The organism is Ralstonia sp. SA306, assembly GCF_054792405.1.
The window spans coordinates 435,381-453,547 of the sequence record NZ_CP096452.1; the positions used below are offsets into that span (position 1 = coordinate 435,381).

Sequence of the window (18,167 nt, forward strand, 5' to 3'; positions counted from 1 at the left end):
CCGCATCGGCCCGAAAAGGGCTAAGCAAGGCTCAGCGCGTGACCGTGTTCAATTGGACGTCAATATTGCCACGGACGGCATGCGAATAGGGGCATACACCGTGTGCGGCGGTCACAAGCGCCTCCGCCGTCGCCTGATCCACGCCGCCCAGGGTGGCATTCAGCGACACTGTCAACGCAAACCCGCCATCCTCGCGCGGGCCGATGCCCACCGTGGCGGTCACCGAGGTTGATGCCAGCTTGATCTGCTTGCCACGTGCAACATGCAGCACAGCGTTTTCAAAGCAGGCGGCATAACCGGCGGCAAAGAGCTGCTCGGGGTTCGTGGCGGCACCACCTGCACCGCCGAGTTCGCGCGGCAGCGACAGGGGCAGATCCAGCGTGCCATCGGCGCTGCGAACATGGCCGGCACGGCCGCCTTCAGCGGTGACTTGGGTCTGGTAGAGCGTCTTCATGGTCGGGTCCTCTTATTTGGGAAGCCCGGTCGGCGACATGTCGGCCGGGAGATCGATCCTAAAATCGATGACGCAATTATATTGCACACAATATAAATAGCAAGGACAACCAGAAACCCTTTTCCGGAACGTGGAAAAGGGCGGAAGAGCGTGATCTCAGATCGACATGCTCATGATGCTTTGGTACGCCGAGACCAGCTTGTTGCGCACCTGCACGGCAGTCTGCATGTCGATGTTGGCCTTCTGCAGCGAGAGCATCACATCGTGCAGGTCGACGTCGTTGTTGCCCATCTCAAAGCTGCGCGAAATGGCTTCGGCCTTCTGCTGCGAAGCGTCGACACGGTCCAGCGACGACTTGAACACGGAGCCGAAGTCGACACTGGGTTTGCCGGCATCGCCGCTGGCGGTGCTGCCGCCGACGGCGCTTGCCGGTGCCAGCACGCTGTTCATCAGGGAGACCACGGAATTGGCGTTGGAGAGGTCCATGTTGGCGCGATCAGTGACTCAGGGGAATTTGGCGAGCGTTTCGAGCTCCGACACGAAGCGGACTTCACGGCCGGCCGGCACCGCTATGTCCATCGGGATCGGCGTGACGACGATGGTGTGATGCGGAATGGCGGCATCGTCGTCGAGCACCAGAAACTCGGTTTCGGCAAAGCCGTGCGCGTGGTGGAAGACCTGAAGCGGTGCGCGGCGCAGGGTGGCGTACTTGGGCGGCTCGGGCTTGAACGGGTCGAGCTTGGTCAAGTATTCGAACGCAGCATTGACGCGGTACAGGTCATACGGCGCGGGCAGATCGGACACTTCACCCAGCGCGCGAACGCGGTTGGCGATGTAATAGTTGTCGATCCAATTGCCGCCTTCATGCGTGCGCAGGCGCAGCGCAACCTTCATGCGTGCCAGCACGAACTGGTTGATGGCGTTCAGCCACTCCGGGCGCTCGGCTGCCGGCAGCGTGTGCGCGAACTTGCCGAACAGGTATTCCAGACCGCCGCGATAGCGGTCCCACGCATGCTTCACTTCTTCGTTGCCGGCCTGGGCGCGGGTCTCGTCGGCAAAGTAGCGTGAGACCGACCGGTAGAACGGCGTCTTGCTGAAATACACCGCGCTGGAGCCGAGCATTTCTGCCGCGTGCACGAAGGCGTAGAACGCGTGTTCCGGCGCGCTGAAGTAGATGCGGTCCATCACCTCGCGGCGTGCCAGGTAGATCTCCGGAAACAGGTGGTGCGACAAGACCAGCGCCAGCAGCTTGGCGTAGTCGTGCTGCTCGATCAGGTAGTTGTCGTCCTGCCGATAGAACGCGGTGACATCCTGCCGCGTCGGCAGGTCGTGAATGAACCACGGCGCAAAGATGACATCCACGCCCGGGTTGCGCTCGAAGATGTCGATGTTGTTGTTGATCTCGGCCAGGATCGGCAGGTCATCATCGGCGTGGTAGAGCACGTACTTGCCCTGCGCGCTGCGATAGAGCTGGTTCAGGTTTTCTGCCGAGCCCAGGTTGGACGGGCGGCGGAAATACCGGATGTTCAGCTTGTCCTGATAGCGGCCGACGACCTCTTCGGTGGCATCGGTCGAGCAGTTGTCGCCGATCAGCAGTTCGTAGCTGAACTTCAGTTCGCCGATCTGCGAGACCAGTTCTGCGAGCAGGTTGTCGAGATAGCGCGCACGGTTGTAGGTCGGGATGCAGACGCTCAGCGCGACCTGCTGGATGACCGCGTCGTGCTTCACGGGCGCAACGTCCTGCAGCGCTTCCGGTTGGATTGCTTCGATCTCACTCATGGATGAACTCGCGCCAGTTGAGGGTCTGAGGGCACATGTACTGCTTGCCGGCCGGGCCATGATTGGCAATCAGGTCCAGGCTGCTGACAAACGGGGTGAACGCGCCATGCAGTTGCGGATACGGCCGCATGGCGTAGTTCATGTATTCGACGGCGATGCCGTGCTGCTCGAACTCGGCATGGGCCAGGTAATTCTTGGCACCGTGTCCGGTGATGTAGGTATCGCCTTGCAGCTTCTGCACGATGGCCAGCACACGGTCCGTATTGCGGCCGGGAATGTCCAGTTCAGGCGAATCGACAAACTTGCGGTCCAGCTCGATACCCAGGTAGCGGCATACCGCGCGCATGGACGCCAGTGCCAGCTCGCCCATGTTGGGGTAGTCGGCTTCGTACACGGAGCGCACCAGCGTCAGCATGTCGCTTGCGTGCGGCGCGGCCTCGTAGGTCTGCTCCAGCATGCGCAGATGCTGCGCGCGCCAGTCAACGTTGGTCGCGGGTTTGACTTCATCGATGCGCGCGCCGAGGTGGAACTTCTCCAGCGGCACCGTCATCCAGCGCGTGCCGGCCGGCTCCTTGATCTGTACGCGGTTGGTGAAGCTGCCCTTGGAGAACTGCACGTCGGCGTAATTGACGAGCACGTCGGCCAGCATGATCTGCTCAAGCAGGCCGACCCACGGGAACAGCATCGGTTGTGTGATCACGACCTTCATGACGCCAGCATCCGTTCCATGAGAACAACGTCGTGCCAGCGGTTGTCTTGCAGGTAGTGGCCGGCCAACGTGCCGATGGTCCGGAAGTCGAGCTTCTCGTACAGCGCGATGGCGCGTGTGTTTTCGGCCAGCACTTCCAGCGTGATCTTGCGCAGGCACAGCGTTTCGGCGGCGTAGGCAAATGCGGCTTCGCATGCAGCGCGCCCGTGGCCCTTGCCTTGCGCGGACGACGCCAGGCAGATACCGAGGGACGCGTGCCTGTTCACCGCATCGATGTGGTTCAACTGCAGGTAGCCCAGCACGCTGTCATCTGCCTGACTGGCAATGACAAAGAGCACCAGGTCGCTCTGCTTGGATTTCGCGATCAGCCAGTCGCGCACGCTCGCGGCCGAGTTTGGCCGTGGGCGTGTCATGAGCTGCAACTGCGTTGGAACGTCGTTGCGTAGCGGCAGCAGTTGCGCGATGTCGCTCTCGCGCCATTCCCGAAGGACGAGTGAGCCGCGCGCGATCATGGCTGGAAGCGGAAATAGCGGAAGCGATTCGGATACGCGGCTTCCACCGTGTGCCGCACTTCATCGGCAATGACTGGATTGACGGCCAGGTACACCACCTCAACCTCGTCCGGAATGCTGTCCAGCGCCACAACCGGCTTGCCCGCCAGGGAGGACCCTTGCAGGTACGGGTTCTGATCAACAAACGCGCGCAGGGCGTGCGGCTGTTGCAGGTTGCTTGCGGTGTAGGCGCCATAGAAACCGGCGCCATAGATCACGGCGGGCGCGTTGCCGTGCTGCGTTTCAAAATCCGTCAGATGGCTGGAGGCTTGCTGCCAGAAGCGGGCAAGCTTGTTGGCTGCGCTCTGTGTGTCGGCCAACGCTTGCGCATCGAGCGCCGGCGCGACTTTGTTGTCGCCAGGACGGCGCACGGCGGTCACGACGAATGCGCCACGGTGGCTTTGCGCATCGGCCTCGAGTAGGTCAAACCCGTGGTTGGCCAGCAGCGTCTGCAGCGACGTGTGCGTGAAGTGGTTGACGTGATCGGCCACCAGAAAGTCCACCGAGTTGGTGAACGTGTTCGGCACGATGGCGTACAGGCGGCCGCCGTCGCGCAGCAGGCCGTGGATGTTGCGCAGCGCAGTCGCTAGGTCGGGGATGTGCTCCAGCGAGAAGAACGAGGTGACGACATCGAACGAACGCTGCCATGCCGACGGGATCGTGTAGGTGGCCCATTGCTCGGGGCGCAGGAATTTTTCCCAGAAGCCGACGTAGCGGTCGCTGATGTCGAACAGGTGGACGTCCACATCCGGGCGCTGCTGCTTCAGCAGGCGCATGGTCGCGCTCTTTGCGCACCCGAAGTCGACCACGCGCGCACCTTCGGCCAGCACCACCTTGCGCTGGAGCGTGGCGACCTGGTGATCGGCACGGAAGATCTTCTGGCCGTTCTCGACGGCGTAGATCTGGTCTTCTTCCTCGCTGTTGACGAGGATGTCGTACTCGGTGTCGTAGAAGCTGCCGTTGTCACACAGCTCGACGGTCTGGATGTGACCGCATGCGGCACAGCAGAAGACCTCCAGCGTGCCGTCCATGGCGCGGCGCAGGGAAGACAGCGAGCTTTGCGGCGTTGCGCGGTAAATCGGTTCTGGCAGCGGTTGCTGGCAGACGTTGCAGGGCAGTGCACCTTGGGTCATGGTCAGGCTTCCACGGAGAGTTCGGGGTGAACGGTACGGAAGTCGACGCCATTGGCGTACGAGCCCTTCCAACCGTGCGAGCGCCCGGTCGGCTCGCAGAAATTGAAGTAGCGGAACTGCATCGACCAGCGCGAGCGCTGGCTCGTGTTGTGGCCGGAGGCGTGCAGCACCAGGAAGTCGACCATCACCAGATCGCCCGGCTTGGTCAGCGGTTGCACATGCGGATAGCGCGCGAGGTAGCTCGCCTCGTCCTTGATCAGCAATGCATAGGCGCCTTGCTTGCCGGCGTTGTCCGGGTCCGCGCTGAAGACGGGCAGCGGGCCTTCTACGTGCGAGCCGGGGCAGAACTCCACTGGCCCGATCTCGGGCGTGATCTCCACCAGCGGGCTCCAGAACACCACGCCGTCAAGGCTGCGCAACTGGGCGGGATATTCCTGATGCCAGTTGGCGCGAAATTTCTCTTCACGCGGGTTGTCGATGCGGATGCCGGAGCCAGCGTGCGCAATGCCCGGCAGTGCGCCGGGACGCGCGATCCGAACGAGCTGCTCATGGCGCTCGTCGCCCAGCAGGCGGACAAACGCGGGGATCTGCTTGACGGCGTCGTACACCTCGGCGCCGTATTTGCGATTGGCTTGGATGACGGCCTGATAACCGTCGTCGAATCGTTCCGGCGCAAACGGTGCGCGCTCGATGTCGAGACGGTATTTGTCGATCACCAGACCGATGATGTCGTAGATCGCTCGCTGAATCGGCTCCACCTGCGACGGCGCGTAAAAGTCGCGCAGGATCAGCAGGCCGTCACGCTGGAAGGTCTCGATCTGATCGGGGCTCAGGATGCCAGGCATGCCAGCTTCTCCTGATGTTCGCGCACGAGATCGAGCACCACGTTGCACACCGTCTCGATGTTCTCGCTCGACATGTCGTGATACGACGGCAGGTTGATGGCGCGCTTGGCAATCGCGTAGCTGTTGGGCGCGTTGTGGCGTGCAGTGGCGGCAGACGTGCCGAACAACTCGGTCTCGCTCAGCGGATAGAAGAACACGCGTGCATCGATGCCGCGGCGCGAGAACGCGGCCAGCAGGCCATCGCGCGTAATGCCCAGCGCTTCGTCAAACACCACGGTGGGCATCCAGTAGCTGTTGAGCGTGCCGGGTGCTTCGGGGTTCAGTGCAAGGCCGGCAACGCTGCCAAGGTGCGCCTGATACTCGGCAAAGATCTCGCGCTTACGTGCAACCAGTGCATCGATGCGCTCGAGCTGCGCGCAGCCGATGGCGGCCTGCACGTTGGAAATGCGGTACTTGAAACCGATGAAGTCAGACCAGAATTGTTTGCCGCCCGGCACGCGGCCATGGTTGTTCAACGTCATCACGCGGTCGTACAGCGCGCGGTCGTTCGTGACGAACATGCCGCCTTCGCCCGTCGTCATGGTCTTGGTGCCATGAAACGAGAACGTGCCGAAGATGCCTTGCGCGCCCGTTGCATGCCCGTGCCAGCGCGAGCCAATGGCTTCGGCTGCGTCTTCGATAACAGGAATGCCGTGGCGCTTGCCGATGTCCAGCAGGCGGTCCATCTCGCACAGGTTGCCGTAGAGGTGCGTGGCGATGATCGCTTTCGTGCGCGGCGTAATGGCCGCTTCCACGAGCACCGGGTCCAGGCACCATGTGTCCGGCAGGATGTCGACAAACACCGGCGTGGCGCCCACGTAAGTGATGGGCGATGCCGTAGCGATCCAGTTGGTGTCGGCCAGGATCACCTCATCGCCGGCGCCGATGCCGAGGGCTGCCAGGCCCATGTGCATGGCACCCGTGCAGCTTGATGTGGCAATGGCGTATTGCGTGCCGACAAACTCGGCAAACTGCTTTTCAAAGCGGTTGATGTAGGCGTAGCACTGGTCGCCCCAGCCGTTGCGTGCGGCGTCGGTGGCGTATTCGACTTCCAGCTCGGTGATCGACGGCTTGGAGTACAGAATCTTCTGGGTCATGGCTGTTCCTGCAGTTCAGGATTCAGGGCCCGCAACGTGATGCCCGCAAACGCGTCGGTCAGCGGCGGATGGTTGCGGTCCCGGTCGGAGCATTCGGTAATGTCGAGCGGCCAGGCGATGCCTAAGCGGCTGTCGGTCGGGTTGAGCCCGTCTTCGGCGGCTTGCGCGTATGGCGTCGAGGTCAGATACAGCAACTCGCAATCGTCTTCCAGCGCCTGGAAGCCGTGGGCGAACCCGCGCGGCACCAGCAGGCTGTTGTGGCGTTCGGCTGACAACTCCACCGCATGCCATTGCAGGAACGTTGGCGAACCCGCACGCAGGTCAACGGCCACATCGAACACACGGCCACGCACGCAGCTCACGAGTTTGATCTCGGCATGCGGCGGGTATTGAAAGTGCAGACCGCGCACGGTGCCGCGCTTGGCCGAATAGGAATGGTTGATTTGCGCGACCGGGCTGTCGAAGCCGGCGGCGGCCAGTTCCTCTGCACAGAAGAAGCGGGTGAAGTACCCGCGATGGTCACCCATGACCTTGCGGGTGATTTCAACCACGCCGGCCAGAGGTGTCGGTTGGATGGTGAAACGGCTCATGCGGCGCTCCTGGATGTGGCAGCAGACGCGACGGCGGTGAAGCGGTCGATCTGCTGGTCACAGAGCGCGCGTGCGCTCGCCGTCTTTTCATGCAGATGCCGATACCACGCGGCGGTCTGTTCCAGCGCGGTCTCGAACGGCCACGCCGTCTGCCAGCCTAGCTGCTGGCGTGCCCGGCTGGCGTCGAGATGCAGCATGCCGGCCTCGTGCTTGCCGGTGGCGGCATTGGCGTCCAGTTGCCAGATCAGCGCGGGCCAATGATGTTGCAAGCCTTGCAAGACCTGTTCGACCGTGCGCGTGGCGGCGCTGTCCGGGCCGAAATTCCAGGCGGTGGCGCAGGCTGCGTCACCGGCCAGCAGCCGTTGCGCGAGCACCAGGTAACCATGCAGGCAATCCAGAACGTGCTGCCACGGCCGCGTAGCGTGCGGCGAGCGGATGATCAGCGGGGTACCGGCACGCATCGCGCGCTCGGCATCGGGGATGAGCCGGTCTTCCGACCAGTCGCCGCCGCCGATCACATTGCCTGCGCGGCCCGTGGCCAGCAGCGGGCCGTTGGCGAAGAAGGCACGCCGGTAGCTTGCGGCGACCAGTTCGGCGCAGGCCTTCGATGCGCTGTACGGGTCATGGCCGCCGAGCGCATCGGTCTCGCGATAGCCCCAGGCCCACTCGCGGTTGTCGTAGCACTTGTCGGTGGTGGCCACCACGATGGCAGCCAGGTTCGTGCAGCCGCGCGCGGCCTCCAGCACGTTCACCGTACCCATCACATTGGTGGCATAGGTGCCGGCCGGGTCGTTGTACGACGCGCGCACGAGCGGTTGCGCCGCGAGATGGAACACCACATCGGGCCGCGCTGCTGTCATCGCGGTACGCAGGGCGTCCGCATCGCGGATATCCGCCAGCGTGTGACCGGCCAATGCAGGTTCCACGTCAGCAGCCGTGAACAGATTCGGCGTTGTTTCCGGGGCCAGGCTGTAGCCGTACACTTCGGCGCCAAGCTGGCGCAGCCACAGCGCAAGCCAGCTGCCCTTGAAACCGGTATGCCCGGTCAGAAAGACGCGCTTGCCAGCCCACGCGCGCGGGTCGAGCGTCACCACTTTTTCCACGGTGCACTCCCCGCTTGCCAAAGGGCTTCCAGACTGTTCTTGTCGCGCAGCGTGTCCATCGGCTGCCAGAAGCCGTGGTGCTCGAACGTGTTCAGTTCGCCCATCTCGGCCAGGCGTGCCATTGGCGCGCCTTCCCACGGCGTGTCTTCGGTTGCGATGTATTCGATCACCGACGGATTGAGCACGAAGAAGCCGCCGTTGATCCAGCTGCCGCCGTCGCCGGGCGGCTTTTCAGTAAAGCCGGTCACGCGTGCGCCGTCGCGCTGGAGCATGCCGTAGCGGCCAGGCGGCTGCACGGCCGTCACGGTGGCCATCTTGCCGTGCTCGCGGTGGAAGGCGATCTTGCTGGTGATGTCGATGTCGGACACGCCGTCGCCGTAGGTGAAGCAGAACGGCTCGTTCGGGTCCAGATAGGCGGCCACGCGCTTCAGGCGCCCGCCGGTCTGCGATTGCTCGCCCGTGTCGACCAGCGTGACGCGCCAGGGCTCGGCGTGGCGTTCGTGCACAGTCACTTCGTTCTTCGACATATCGAACGTCACGTCCGACATGTGCAGGAAGTAGTTGGCGAAGTACTCCTTGATCACGTAGCCCTTGTAGCCGAGGCAGATGATGAAATCGTTGATGCCGTGGGCGGCATAGATCTTCATGATGTGCCACAGGATCGGGCGGCCACCAATCTCGATCATCGGCTTGGGCCGCAGGTGAGATTCCTCGCTGATGCGCGTGCCGAGGCCCCCGGCCAGGATGACTGTCTTCATGATTGCGTGCTCATGCGGCGGCGGCTGCGCTGCGTTCCTGCATCTGCCGCGCGAGGTCGGAATATTGGTTCGACTTGATGGCCAGCGTGTCGGCCAGGGCGCGGTAGGTCAGCGCCAGGTACTTTGCGGCGGCAAAGCTGCCGCGCCCGAACACGGCGGCGTCCAGCTTGGGCTGCTCGCCAATCTCCAGGCACTTGAGGAAGGCGTTTTCCGCCATCGGCAGCCACTGTTTCTCGGCCTCGGCCGGGTGTTTTGCGGCGGCTTCAAACATCAGGTGGCCGAGCAGGTAGAAGTAGTCTGGCGAGCCGGACCATTCGTCCATCCACTCACCGGCAAGGGTGATGGCCTCGTCCAGTTGCCCGGTCTGGCTCAGGCAGGCCAGCAGGCAGATACACAGGTCGTGCCGATAGGGCGACTGCTTGGGTGCCGTCGCCACGGCGCGCCGGTAATGCGTTGCGGCCTGGGCGGCGTCGCCCTGGTTGATCTGGAAATCCTTGCCGAGCTGGTAGAGCACGTACGGATCGTCCGGGCGCGCGGCCAGCTCCAGCTGCAGCAGGGTGTGGTTGCGTCCGCGCTTCTTGTCGAGCTTGACGTCCAGGTAGCCGTCGTGGCCGATCACCAGCGGCAGGCGCACCCGTTGCAGGTCGGCATCGGGCTGCTCGTGGATACGGCCCTTGTAGCGCACGCCGCGCGGCAGCAGGCGCGCGATCCAGCTGTTGGATTGCTCCACCTTGCCCGAGACTTCAAACCCGCTGCGGATGCACACCACGCCCAGCAACGGGCCGAAGGTGCAGGCGTCGCGCAGCTCGTCCGTGCCGCTTTCAATCCATTCGTCGGCGTCCAGCACGAGGTTCCAGTCCGCATTGGCGGCGTCCAGCGCGGCATTGCGGGCGGCGGAAAAATCATCCACCCACGTGAAATGGTGCACCTGGGCACCGCACGCCTTGGCAATCGCCACGGTGTCGTCGGTCGAGCCGGTATCCAGCACGATCATGCGATCGACGTGCCGCTTGGCGCTCATCAGGCAGCGTTCGATGCAGGCGGCCTCGTCGCGGGCGATGACGACCAGCGCAAGACTGCCCCGGGCGGGCTTGGCGCGGTGTTTAGCGTGTTTGGACATGCGGCGCGAAGAAAAAGAAGCCTAGAAAAAGTGACGTCAGATCGACATGCTCATGATGCTCTGGTACGCCGAGACGAACTTGTTGCGCACCTGCACCGCGGTCTGCATGTCGATGTTGGCTTTCTGCAGCGAGAGCATCACGTCGTGCAGATCCACGTCGTTGTTGCCCATTTCGAAGCTGCGCGAAACGGATTCAGCCTTCTGCTGCGACGCGTCGACCCGGTCCAGCGACGACTTGAGCACCGCGCCGAAGTCAACGCTGACCTTGGCGCCGTCGCCAGAGGCCGCGCCGCCCGCGCCAATGCCGCCCACCGTGCTGGACGGTGCCAGCACGCTGTTCATCAGCGAGACCACTGAATTGGCGTTTGTAATATCCATGTGAAGAAAGCTCCTCTTTGCTCTGTCTTGCTTGCGGCGCCGTTGCTTAGCTGCCTGGGCCGGCTTTCTTGAGGGCTTTCCGCCCCGGCCGGTTGGTCGCTATGGCGCCACGGTGATGCAAAGGTAGCCGCCCGCCCGCGGTTCCCAAGCGCCCAAAAGAACGGGAAAAGGCCCTCTTCTTGCCGATTTGCTTGCGCACCCACTGCCGATAATGGCAACCACGGAGCCATGCCCAGACATTGGGTGAGCGCTCAAGCAACGTAGTCAGTCAGGAGATTTGGGATGCCAACGACAGCCGATTCGGTTGCTGTCGCCGACACGCTCGGTACGGTGGATATGCCGGCGGTGGGCCAGGGCGCGATGACGCGTCAGAAAGCGGGAGGTGCAGGTGCGCTGGGCGCCCTGGGCCCGCTCGGCCGTCTGTCGCCGCGTCTGCTGATGATGATCGGCGGTGCCGCGCTGGTGGCCGTCATTGCCGCCGCGATGCTGTGGAGCCGTGCGCCGGACTACCGCGTCCTGTACAGCAATGTGTCCGACAGCGACGGTGGGGCGATCATCGCTGCGCTGCAGCAAATGAACGTGCCGTATCGCTTTGCCGAAGGCGGCACCGCCATCATGGTGCCCGAGACGAGCGTGCATGAAGCCCGTCTGAAGCTCGCTTCGCAAGGTCTGCCCAAGGGTGGCCAAGCCGGTTTCGAGCTGATGGAGAACCAGAAATTCGGCACCAGCCAGTTTGCCGAGCAAGTCAATTACCAGCGCGCCCTGGAAGGCGAGCTGGCCCGCACCATCCAGGCCATGCAGGAGGTGCAGTCCGCCCGCGTGCATCTGGCCATGACCAAGCCGTCGGTGTTCGTGCGTGAGCAGGCCAAGCCCAGCGCGTCGGTGCTGCTCAAGCTGTATCCGGGCCGCATGCTTGACCGCTCGCAGGTGCAGGCCATTGGCCACCTGGTGTCGAGCAGCGTGCCGAACCTGCCGCTGGCCAACGTGACGGTGGTCGACCAATCGGGCCGCCTGCTGTCGTCGTCGTTCCAGGACACCGCCTCGGGCCTCGACCCGACGCAACTGAGCTACGTGCGCGACGTCGAGCAGGGTTATATCAAGCGTATCGAAGCCATCCTGGGCCCCGTGGTGGGCGAAGACAACGTGCGTGCGCAGGTGACGGCCGACGTCGATCTGGACAACACCGAGCAGATGGCCGAGACGTATCGTCCGAACCAGGACCCGGCCAACGCAGCCGTGCGCAGCACGCACACCGCTGAAGCCACGCAGAACAAGGCCGACGCACAGGGCGGCGTGCCCGGTGCGCTGTCCAACCAACCGCCAACCGCACCGCGCATGTTGCCGACCGCACCGGCTCCGGCCTCGGCGTCGCAACCGGCCGCAACCGGCCCGAATGGTCAACCGCAACAAGCGGCGGCTGCCAACACGAGCGGTACCGCAACCAGCGGCAATTCGTCGAGCACCCGCGACACCACGACCAATTACGAAGTCGACAAGACCGTGCGCCGCACCCGCGCCGCAGTGGGCACCGTGCGCCGCCTGTCGGTGGCCGTGGTGGTCAACTACCGTGGCGACGGCAAGACCTGGAAGCCGTTGTCGCAAGCCGAGATGGCCAATCTCAACGCGCTGGTCAAGGATGCCGTGGGTTTTGACGCCAAGCGCGGCGACTCCGTGAACGTGGTCAACAGCCAATTCTCTGGCACGCTGCCGATGGCCAAGGACGACCTGCCGCTGTGGAAGCAGCCGGAGATGATCCAGTACGCCATCCAGGCCGCCAAGTATCTGGCGCTGGCAATCGGCTTCCTGATCCTGGTGTTCGCTGTGATCCGCCCGGCGATCCGCTCGATGGGCAAGAAGGCCGAGGCAGCCACGCCCACCTTCGTCGGCCGTGAAGGCGAAGATCCGAACGCTCCGATCATCACCGGTGCCGCGGCTTCGGCCGGGCCTGAGCTGGAAGGCCCGGCGGCTGCCGGCGCCGATTCCGAAGATATGCCGGACGCGCTGCCGCAACTCAAGAACAACGACTTCGAGAAGAAGCTCGAGACCATGCGCCGCGTGGCGCAGAGCAATCCGCGCGCAGTCGCGGCCGTCATCAAACAATGGGTGAGTAACGAATGAGCGCCGAAGGACTCCAACGCAGCGCCATCCTCATGATGTCGCTGGGCGAAAGCGAAGCCGCCGAAGTGCTCAAGCACCTGGGCCCGCGCGAAGTGCAGAAGCTGGGCGCCACCATGGCCGCGCTGAAGAACGTGTCGCGCGAGCGTGTGCTGGACGCCTTTGACGCGTTCTTCATCGAAGCCGAAGACCTGCCGCTGGACGTGGATTCCAACGAGTACATCCGCACCGTCTTCCGCAAGGCACTGGGCGACGACCGCGCCGCCAACATCATCGACCGCATTCTGTCGGGCGGTGACACCAGCGGCATTGAAGGCCTCAAGTGGATGGATGCATCGTCGGTGGCGGAGCTGATCCGCAACGAACACCCGCAGATCATCGCCACGATCCTGGTGCACCTGGATCGCGATCAGGCATCGGAAATCCTGACCTATTTCACCGAGCGCCTGCGCAACGACACCATCCTGCGTATCGCCACGCTCGACGGCATCCAGCCCAGCGCCCTGCGTGAGCTGAACGACGTGCTGACCAAGCTGCTGCAAGGCAACGACCATCGCAAGAAGAACGCGATGGGCGGCGTGCTCACGGCAGCGGAAATCCTCAACCTGGTGCCGAGCGCCGTGGAAAGCTCCGTCATCGAAGGCGTGCGCTCGCGCGATCCGGAACTGGCCGACGCCATCGTCGAGAAGATGTTTGTGTTCGACAACCTGATCGATCTGGACGGCCGTGCGCTGCAGACGCTGCTGCGTGAGATCAGCCAGGACGTTCTGGTGGTGGCCCTCAAGGGCGCCAAGCAGGAGTTCCGCGACAAGGTGTTCGCCAACATGTCGCAGCGTGCCGGCACGATGCTCAAGGAAGAGCTGGAAGTGCTCGGCCCGGTCAAGGTGTCGGAAGTCGAAGCGCAACAAAAGGAAATCCTGGTCGTTGCGCGCCGCCTGGCCGACGAAGGCGAGATCACGATCGGCCGCAAGGCGGAGGACGCTTATGTCTGACCGCACTGGTTGCCATGTTGTGACGGAGCGCTGAGATGCCGCGCCCGCCGATCATCCCGCGCGATACGCTGGTCAACTGCCAGCCGTGGGAGCCGACCGACTTCGAGCGACAGGCAGCGCTGGCCGCCGCTGCAGCCGCGCCGCCCCCGCCGCCGCCCGAGCCTGAAGAGCCGCCGATTTCCGAAGAGGAATGGCAGGCCGCGCTTGACGCGGAGCTTGCCACCGCTCGCGACGAAGGCCGCCGCGATGGCTTTGCGCAAGGCTTTCAGGATGGCTTTGAACAAGGCCGCCGCCAGGGTGAGGAAGACTCAAAGCACATCGCCACGCTGATGCAATCCGTGCGCGATGCGATCGACCAACTGAACGGCAGCGTTGCCGAAGAGCTGGTCGATCTGGCGCTGCAATTGGCGCAGCAGTTTCTGCGCGGCGCGCTGCATGCGCAGCCCGAACGCATCCTGCCGCTGATTCGCGAAGTGCTGGGCGACGCGCCCACCGCACCGGCGCCCGCCATGCTGCGCGTGCATGCCGATGATGCAGAGCTGATCCGCCAGATGCTGGGCACTGAGCTGGCCGCCGCCGGCTGGACGCTCATCGTCGATGCGGCCATCGAGCGCGGCGGCTGCCGCGTGCAGACCCGCTTTGGCGAAACCGATGCCACGCTGCAAACCCGCTGGGCCGAACTGACCCGCGCGCTGGGCCGCGATACGGCATGGCTTGCCAGCGAGCGCGCGGAAGCCGAACGCGTGGCAGGGGGCGCACTCCATGTCGCTTGAGACCATGCAGCCGGCAGCGCAGAACACCGCCAACAACCCCAACGTGCGCATGTGGCAAACCCACCTGCAGCAGACCGCGCTGCGTGCGCGTCTGGCACGCCCGGTGGTGACATGCGGCAAGCTCACGCGTGTGGCCGGCCTGGTCATGGAAGCCGTGGGCCTGAAGCTACCGGTGGGCAGCGCCTGTCGCGTGGAACTGCCGCACGGCCGGCACGTGCTGGCCGAAGTGGTGGGCTTTGCCGAAGAGCGCGCCTTCCTGATGCCGCAAACCGATCTGGTGGGCGTGGTGCCCGGCGCGCGCGTGTTTCCGCTGGAGCCGCAACGCCTGCCGGTGACCAGCGAAGACGGCGCCAACCCGACGATTTCACACAGCAAGTTCCTGCCCGTGGGTCCGCGCCTGCTGGGCCGTGTGGTGGACGCCAACGGCGAGCCACTCGACGGCAAGGGGCCGCTGGGGGCGCATGAAGACCTGGCCTGGGGCACATTGAACCCGGCACCGCTGAACCCGCTCAAGCGCAAGCCGATCGAGCATGTGCTCGACGTGGGCGTGCGCGCCATCAACGGTCTGCTGACCGTCGGCCAGGGCCAGCGTCTGGGTCTGTTCGCCGGCTCCGGCGTGGGTAAGAGCGTGTTGCTGGGCATGATGGCCCGCTACACCGAAGCCGACGTGGTGGTGGTGGGGCTGATCGGCGAGCGCGGCCGCGAAGTGAAGGAATTCATTGACGAGATTCTTGGCGACGAAGGCATGGCACGCTCGGCCGTGGTGGCCGCGCCGGCCGACACCTCGCCATTGATGCGCCTGCAGGGCGCCGCTTACGCCCACACCATTGCCGAGTACTTCCGCGACCGCGGCTGCAACGTGCTGCTGATCGTCGATTCACTCACGCGCTATGCCATGGCGCAGCGCGAGATCGCCCTGGCCATCGGAGAGCCGCCGGCCACGAAGGGCTATCCGCCCTCGGCGTTTGCCAAGCTGCCCGCGCTGGTCGAGCGTGCCGGTAACGGCATGGTGGATGCCAACGGGCGCGGCGGCTCCATCACCGCGTTTTACACCGTGCTGGCCGAAGGCGATGACCAGCAGGATCCGATTGCCGATGCGGCGCGTGCCATTCTGGACGGTCACTTCGTGCTTTCGCGCAAGCTGGCCGAGCAGGGCCACTACCCCGCCATCGATATCGAACAGTCGATCAGCCGCGTGATGTCGGCCATCGTGCCGCGCGAGCAGCTCGACACGGCCCGCCGCTTCAAGCAGCTCTATGCCCGCTACCAGCGCAACCGAGACCTGATTGCCGTGGGCGCTTACGCGCGTGGCAGCGACCCGGTGACCGACCAGGCCATCGCGCGCTACCCCGACATGGAAGCGTTCCTGCAGCAGGGCATGTTCGAAAACGAAAGCCGCGAGCACACGCTGGAGAAGATGCAGGGAGTGCTCGCGTGATGTGCTCGCTTAACACTGTGAAACCGCAGGCGTTGCGCAAGCCGGAGGCTAAAGCCGCCGGGTTTGCGTCCGATGGGTTGATGTAACGGGAAGCTGGAGGGTCTACCGATGACCACCATGAACAAGCCGTTCCGCCTCGAAACTGTGCTGGAACTGGCCCAGAAGGACACCGAGAAAGCCACGCAGGAAGTCGGCCGCCTGATGAACACGCGCGAGGCTGCCACGCAAAAGCTGGCGCTGCTGTCCGACTACCGCAACAACTACCACCAGCAGATGCTGAGCACCGCCGAAGGCGGCATGGACATCACGCGCCTGCGCAACTACGCGGCCTTTATCGACCGCCTGGGCAATGCCGTGCATCAGCAGAAGGGCACCATCAACTCGCTGGAGCAGCAGCTTGCAATGAGCCGTGCCAACTGGCTGGAAAAGCAGCGCCGCGAGCAGTCGTTCGACATCCTGCGCCAGCGCCATATTGAAGAGCAGCGCCTGGACGAAGAACGCCGTGCCCAGCGCGACAACGATGAACACGCCGCCAAGGTGATCCGCATGCGTGCGGCGCAGGGCGGCAATTGAAGACCAACGCGAACACGCAGTCGCAAGATGGAGTCAACGTGGGCTTGAGTGCCACCCCCAATGCCGCCGCCAAGGACCTGGGCGCCATGCTGTCGGCCGGCAACACCGCCGCCGCCGATAAGACACAGGCCTCCTCGTCGGGCACCGATACCTTCGGCAACCTGTTGTCGGACCGACTGGCCCAGGACGCCGCGCGCCGTCGCGCCGATGCGCAATCCGCCGCCGACGATGCCGGCCGCCGTGCCGATATCGCCCGCAAGGACGTCGCACGCAACGGCGCCGCGCGCAACGATCAGGATGCCAATCCGGCCGATGCCAACACGCCGGCGCAGGCCAATACCACGCCGGCCAGCAGCACCGCCGATACGGCCAGCGCCAAGCCGGCGCAGTCTGCAGCCAAGGATCTCGATACCGCGGCACAGCAGGCCGTGGTTGACCCGGCTGCACAACTGGCTGCCCAGATCGAGGCCGCACGCCAGGCCGCGCAGCAGGCCGCAGTTGCGCAACAACCGGTTGCCCAGCCCGCTGCCCAATCGAATACCAACGCCGATGCCGACGCGACGACGCCGGTCGCGAGCAAATCGTCCGCAAATGACGCCGCCGCACTGGCCGCCGCAAATGCTGCAGCCAACGGGACGCAGGGCGCCGCTGACCCGGCCACGACGGCACAAGCCGGCCAAGCCGGATTGCCCGCCGCCAAGGACGCCAAAGCCAACGCCGCAAACACGCCGACGCCGCCCGCCACCGCGCTGCCCGACAGCGGCACGCTGGCCCAGACCATGGCCCGCACGCGCGCCGTTGCCGACAACACGCCGGCCACCGTGCGCCAACTCGGCAGCACGTCGTCTGCACAGGGCACCAATGCCGACCGCGGCCTGCCGCGCCGCACCGACCTGAACGCACACAGCACCGTCGCGCAACCGGCAACCGCCGCCGTGACCGATGCCACCAGCCACGCCAGCAATGGCGGTAACAGCGGCAATACGGACAACGCTGGCACGCAAGCCAATGCGCAGGGCAACGGTATGCAGTTCCAGGGCGTGCTGTCGCGTGCCAATGGCGACGTCGGCATGGCCGCACCGACCTTTGCGGTGGGTGGCGCCAACACAACCGCTGCAGCAGGAGCATCGATCACGCCGCAGCAAGTCCATACGCTGCCCACCTTTGGCGATGCTGCATGGCCGCAGAGCATGGCCAGCCAGCTCGCGTTCATGCAGGTGCATCGCCAATCGTCAGCCGAGCTGCAGTTGAACCCGGCCGAGCTGGGCGGCATGCACGTCAAGCTGGAAGTGGACAACGGCGCCGTCAACGCAAGCTTTGTCTGCCAGCACCAGGCCGTGGCCGAACTCGTTCAGGACGCCATGCCGCGCCTGCGCGACGCCATGCAGCAAGGCGGGATGCAGCTTGCGCAAACGTCCGTCAGCACGGGTGACTTCAGCCAGCAGCAGAGCGCATCGCAAGGCTCGTCGGCGCAAAACCAAGGCAGCGGTTCGGGCAACGGGGGCAGCGGCAGCCGCTATGGCAGCGGCGGCTCGCAAGACCGCGCCGATACGTCGACGGTGGCGCCGCGCCGTGTTTCCAGCCACGAAGGCGCGATCGATACATTCGCGTGACGATTACCGGCGGTGCCTAAAGTTTGATGCCAGCCGGCCGTTAGTACGCAGGAGTGCCATGCATAAATGGCCAGCCGCAAGGCAACGAAAGAAGGACGGGAAATAAC

The 18,167-nt window shown here is 64.5% G+C and carries 19 protein-coding genes; 6 read left to right on the plus strand and 13 right to left on the minus strand.

Annotated elements, in window-relative coordinates; genetic code table 11:
* Positions 1–31 precede the first annotated feature (31 nt).
* The 13 genes from M1D44_RS18565 to fliE (M1D44_RS18625) form a co-directional block, all read right to left on the minus strand.
* Positions 32–454 (minus strand): organic hydroperoxide resistance protein, encoded by a 423-nt coding sequence (locus M1D44_RS18565; RefSeq protein ID WP_024977609.1) that lies wholly within the window; start codon positions 452–454, stop codon positions 32–34.
* A 156-nt stretch (positions 455–610) separates the two neighbouring features.
* Positions 611–940 (minus strand): flagellar hook-basal body complex protein FliE, encoded by a 330-nt coding sequence (gene fliE, locus M1D44_RS18570; protein WP_316853587.1) that lies wholly within the window; start codon positions 938–940, stop codon positions 611–613.
* Between the two features lie 18 nt (positions 941–958).
* Positions 959–2,233 (minus strand): glycosyltransferase family 2 protein, encoded by a 1,275-nt coding sequence (locus M1D44_RS18575; protein ID WP_024977611.1) that lies wholly within the window; start codon positions 2,231–2,233, stop codon positions 959–961.
* Positions 2,226–2,942, minus strand: coding sequence for a WbqC family protein (locus M1D44_RS18580; protein WP_316853588.1), 717 nt, complete (start codon positions 2,940–2,942; stop codon positions 2,226–2,228). The genes M1D44_RS18575 and M1D44_RS18580 overlap by 8 nt, the downstream gene beginning before the upstream one ends.
* A complete protein-coding gene (locus M1D44_RS18585) occupies positions 2,939–3,454 on the minus strand; it encodes a GNAT family N-acetyltransferase (protein WP_024977613.1) in 516 nt (171 codons plus the stop codon). Before M1D44_RS18585 ends, M1D44_RS18580 begins: the two co-directional genes overlap by 4 nt.
* Positions 3,451–4,626: a class I SAM-dependent methyltransferase gene (locus M1D44_RS18590; protein WP_316853589.1), complete on the minus strand. Its 1,176-nt coding sequence runs from the start codon at positions 4,624–4,626 to the stop codon at positions 3,451–3,453. The genes M1D44_RS18585 and M1D44_RS18590 overlap by 4 nt, the downstream gene beginning before the upstream one ends.
* Positions 4,627–4,628: 2 nt before the next feature.
* Positions 4,629–5,471, minus strand: coding sequence for a phytanoyl-CoA dioxygenase family protein (locus M1D44_RS18595; protein WP_316853590.1), 843 nt, complete (start codon positions 5,469–5,471; stop codon positions 4,629–4,631).
* Complete coding sequence (locus M1D44_RS18600; protein WP_316853591.1) at positions 5,456–6,607, minus strand: DegT/DnrJ/EryC1/StrS family aminotransferase; 1,152 nt, start codon at positions 6,605–6,607, stop codon at positions 5,456–5,458. Before M1D44_RS18600 ends, M1D44_RS18595 begins: the two co-directional genes overlap by 16 nt.
* Positions 6,604–7,197 carry a dTDP-4-dehydrorhamnose 3,5-epimerase gene (gene rfbC / locus M1D44_RS18605; RefSeq protein ID WP_112187347.1) on the minus strand — a complete coding sequence of 198 codons (594 nt, stop codon included), beginning with the start codon at positions 7,195–7,197 and terminating at the stop codon, positions 6,604–6,606. Before rfbC ends, M1D44_RS18600 begins: the two co-directional genes overlap by 4 nt.
* On the minus strand, positions 7,194–8,300 hold the full coding sequence (rfbG, locus tag M1D44_RS18610) for a CDP-glucose 4,6-dehydratase (protein WP_316853592.1): 1,107 nt from the start codon (positions 8,298–8,300) through the stop codon (positions 7,194–7,196). Before rfbG ends, rfbC begins: the two co-directional genes overlap by 4 nt.
* A complete protein-coding gene (rfbF, locus tag M1D44_RS18615) occupies positions 8,285–9,058 on the minus strand; it encodes a glucose-1-phosphate cytidylyltransferase (RefSeq protein ID WP_024977619.1) in 774 nt (257 codons plus the stop codon). The genes rfbG and rfbF overlap by 16 nt, the downstream gene beginning before the upstream one ends.
* 10 nt (positions 9,059–9,068) lie before the next feature.
* Positions 9,069–10,178, minus strand: coding sequence for a glycosyltransferase (locus tag M1D44_RS18620; protein WP_316853593.1), 1,110 nt, complete (start codon positions 10,176–10,178; stop codon positions 9,069–9,071).
* 36 nt (positions 10,179–10,214) lie between these two features.
* On the minus strand, positions 10,215–10,556 hold the full coding sequence (gene fliE / locus M1D44_RS18625) for a flagellar hook-basal body complex protein FliE (RefSeq protein WP_024977621.1): 342 nt from the start codon (positions 10,554–10,556) through the stop codon (positions 10,215–10,217).
* Between the two features lie 282 nt (positions 10,557–10,838).
* Here fliE (M1D44_RS18625) and fliF point away from each other — a divergent pair, with 282 nt between their 5' ends.
* The 6 genes from fliF (at position 10,839) to M1D44_RS18655 (ending at position 18,060) form a co-directional block, all read left to right on the plus strand.
* Positions 10,839–12,674, plus strand: coding sequence for a flagellar basal-body MS-ring/collar protein FliF (gene fliF, locus M1D44_RS18630; protein WP_112187354.1), 1,836 nt, complete (start codon positions 10,839–10,841; stop codon positions 12,672–12,674).
* On the plus strand, positions 12,671–13,663 hold the full coding sequence (gene fliG, locus M1D44_RS18635) for a flagellar motor switch protein FliG (protein WP_024977623.1): 993 nt from the start codon (positions 12,671–12,673) through the stop codon (positions 13,661–13,663). The genes fliF and fliG overlap by 4 nt, the downstream gene beginning before the upstream one ends.
* A 35-nt stretch (positions 13,664–13,698) precedes the next feature.
* A complete protein-coding gene (gene fliH, locus M1D44_RS18640) occupies positions 13,699–14,436 on the plus strand; it encodes a flagellar assembly protein FliH (protein WP_024977624.1) in 738 nt (245 codons plus the stop codon).
* Positions 14,426–15,874 (plus strand): flagellar protein export ATPase FliI, encoded by a 1,449-nt coding sequence (gene fliI / locus M1D44_RS18645; RefSeq protein ID WP_316853594.1) that lies wholly within the window; start codon positions 14,426–14,428, stop codon positions 15,872–15,874. Before fliH ends, fliI begins: the two co-directional genes overlap by 11 nt.
* A gap of 108 nt (positions 15,875–15,982) precedes the next feature.
* Positions 15,983–16,447, plus strand: a complete 465-nt coding sequence (gene fliJ / locus M1D44_RS18650) for a flagellar export protein FliJ (protein WP_024977626.1) — start codon at positions 15,983–15,985, stop codon at positions 16,445–16,447.
* A 38-nt stretch (positions 16,448–16,485) separates the two neighbouring features.
* A complete protein-coding gene (locus M1D44_RS18655) occupies positions 16,486–18,060 on the plus strand; it encodes a flagellar hook-length control protein FliK (RefSeq protein WP_316853688.1) in 1,575 nt (524 codons plus the stop codon).
* The last annotated feature ends 107 nt before the right edge of the window (positions 18,061–18,167 follow it).

Coding starts and splice junctions, on each gene's coding strand:
- M1D44_RS18565 (WP_024977609.1), bottom strand. CDS start 454: ATGAAGACGCTCTACCAGACCCAAGTCACCGCTGAAGGCGGCCGTGCC.
- fliE (WP_316853587.1), bottom strand. CDS start 940: ATGGACCTCTCCAACGCCAATTCCGTGGTCTCCCTGATGAACAGCGTG.
- M1D44_RS18575 (WP_024977611.1), bottom strand. CDS start 2,233: ATGAGTGAGATCGAAGCAATCCAACCGGAAGCGCTGCAGGACGTTGCG.
- M1D44_RS18580 (WP_316853588.1), bottom strand. CDS start 2,942: ATGAAGGTCGTGATCACACAACCGATGCTGTTCCCGTGGGTCGGCCTG.
- M1D44_RS18585 (WP_024977613.1), bottom strand. CDS start 3,454: ATGATCGCGCGCGGCTCACTCGTCCTTCGGGAATGGCGCGAGAGCGAC.
- M1D44_RS18590 (WP_316853589.1), bottom strand. CDS start 4,626: ATGACCCAAGGTGCACTGCCCTGCAACGTCTGCCAGCAACCGCTGCCA.
- M1D44_RS18595 (WP_316853590.1), bottom strand. CDS start 5,471: ATGCCTGGCATCCTGAGCCCCGATCAGATCGAGACCTTCCAGCGTGAC.
- M1D44_RS18600 (WP_316853591.1), bottom strand. CDS start 6,607: ATGACCCAGAAGATTCTGTACTCCAAGCCGTCGATCACCGAGCTGGAA.
- rfbC (WP_112187347.1), bottom strand. CDS start 7,197: ATGAGCCGTTTCACCATCCAACCGACACCTCTGGCCGGCGTGGTTGAA.
- rfbF (WP_024977619.1), bottom strand. CDS start 9,058: ATGAAGACAGTCATCCTGGCCGGGGGCCTCGGCACGCGCATCAGCGAG.
- M1D44_RS18620 (WP_316853593.1), bottom strand. CDS start 10,178: ATGTCCAAACACGCTAAACACCGCGCCAAGCCCGCCCGGGGCAGTCTT.
- fliE (WP_024977621.1), bottom strand. CDS start 10,556: ATGGATATTACAAACGCCAATTCAGTGGTCTCGCTGATGAACAGCGTG.
- fliF (WP_112187354.1), top strand. CDS start 10,839: ATGCCAACGACAGCCGATTCGGTTGCTGTCGCCGACACGCTCGGTACG.
- fliG (WP_024977623.1), top strand. CDS start 12,671: ATGAGCGCCGAAGGACTCCAACGCAGCGCCATCCTCATGATGTCGCTG.
- fliH (WP_024977624.1), top strand. CDS start 13,699: ATGCCGCGCCCGCCGATCATCCCGCGCGATACGCTGGTCAACTGCCAG.
- fliI (WP_316853594.1), top strand. CDS start 14,426: ATGTCGCTTGAGACCATGCAGCCGGCAGCGCAGAACACCGCCAACAAC.
- fliJ (WP_024977626.1), top strand. CDS start 15,983: ATGACCACCATGAACAAGCCGTTCCGCCTCGAAACTGTGCTGGAACTG.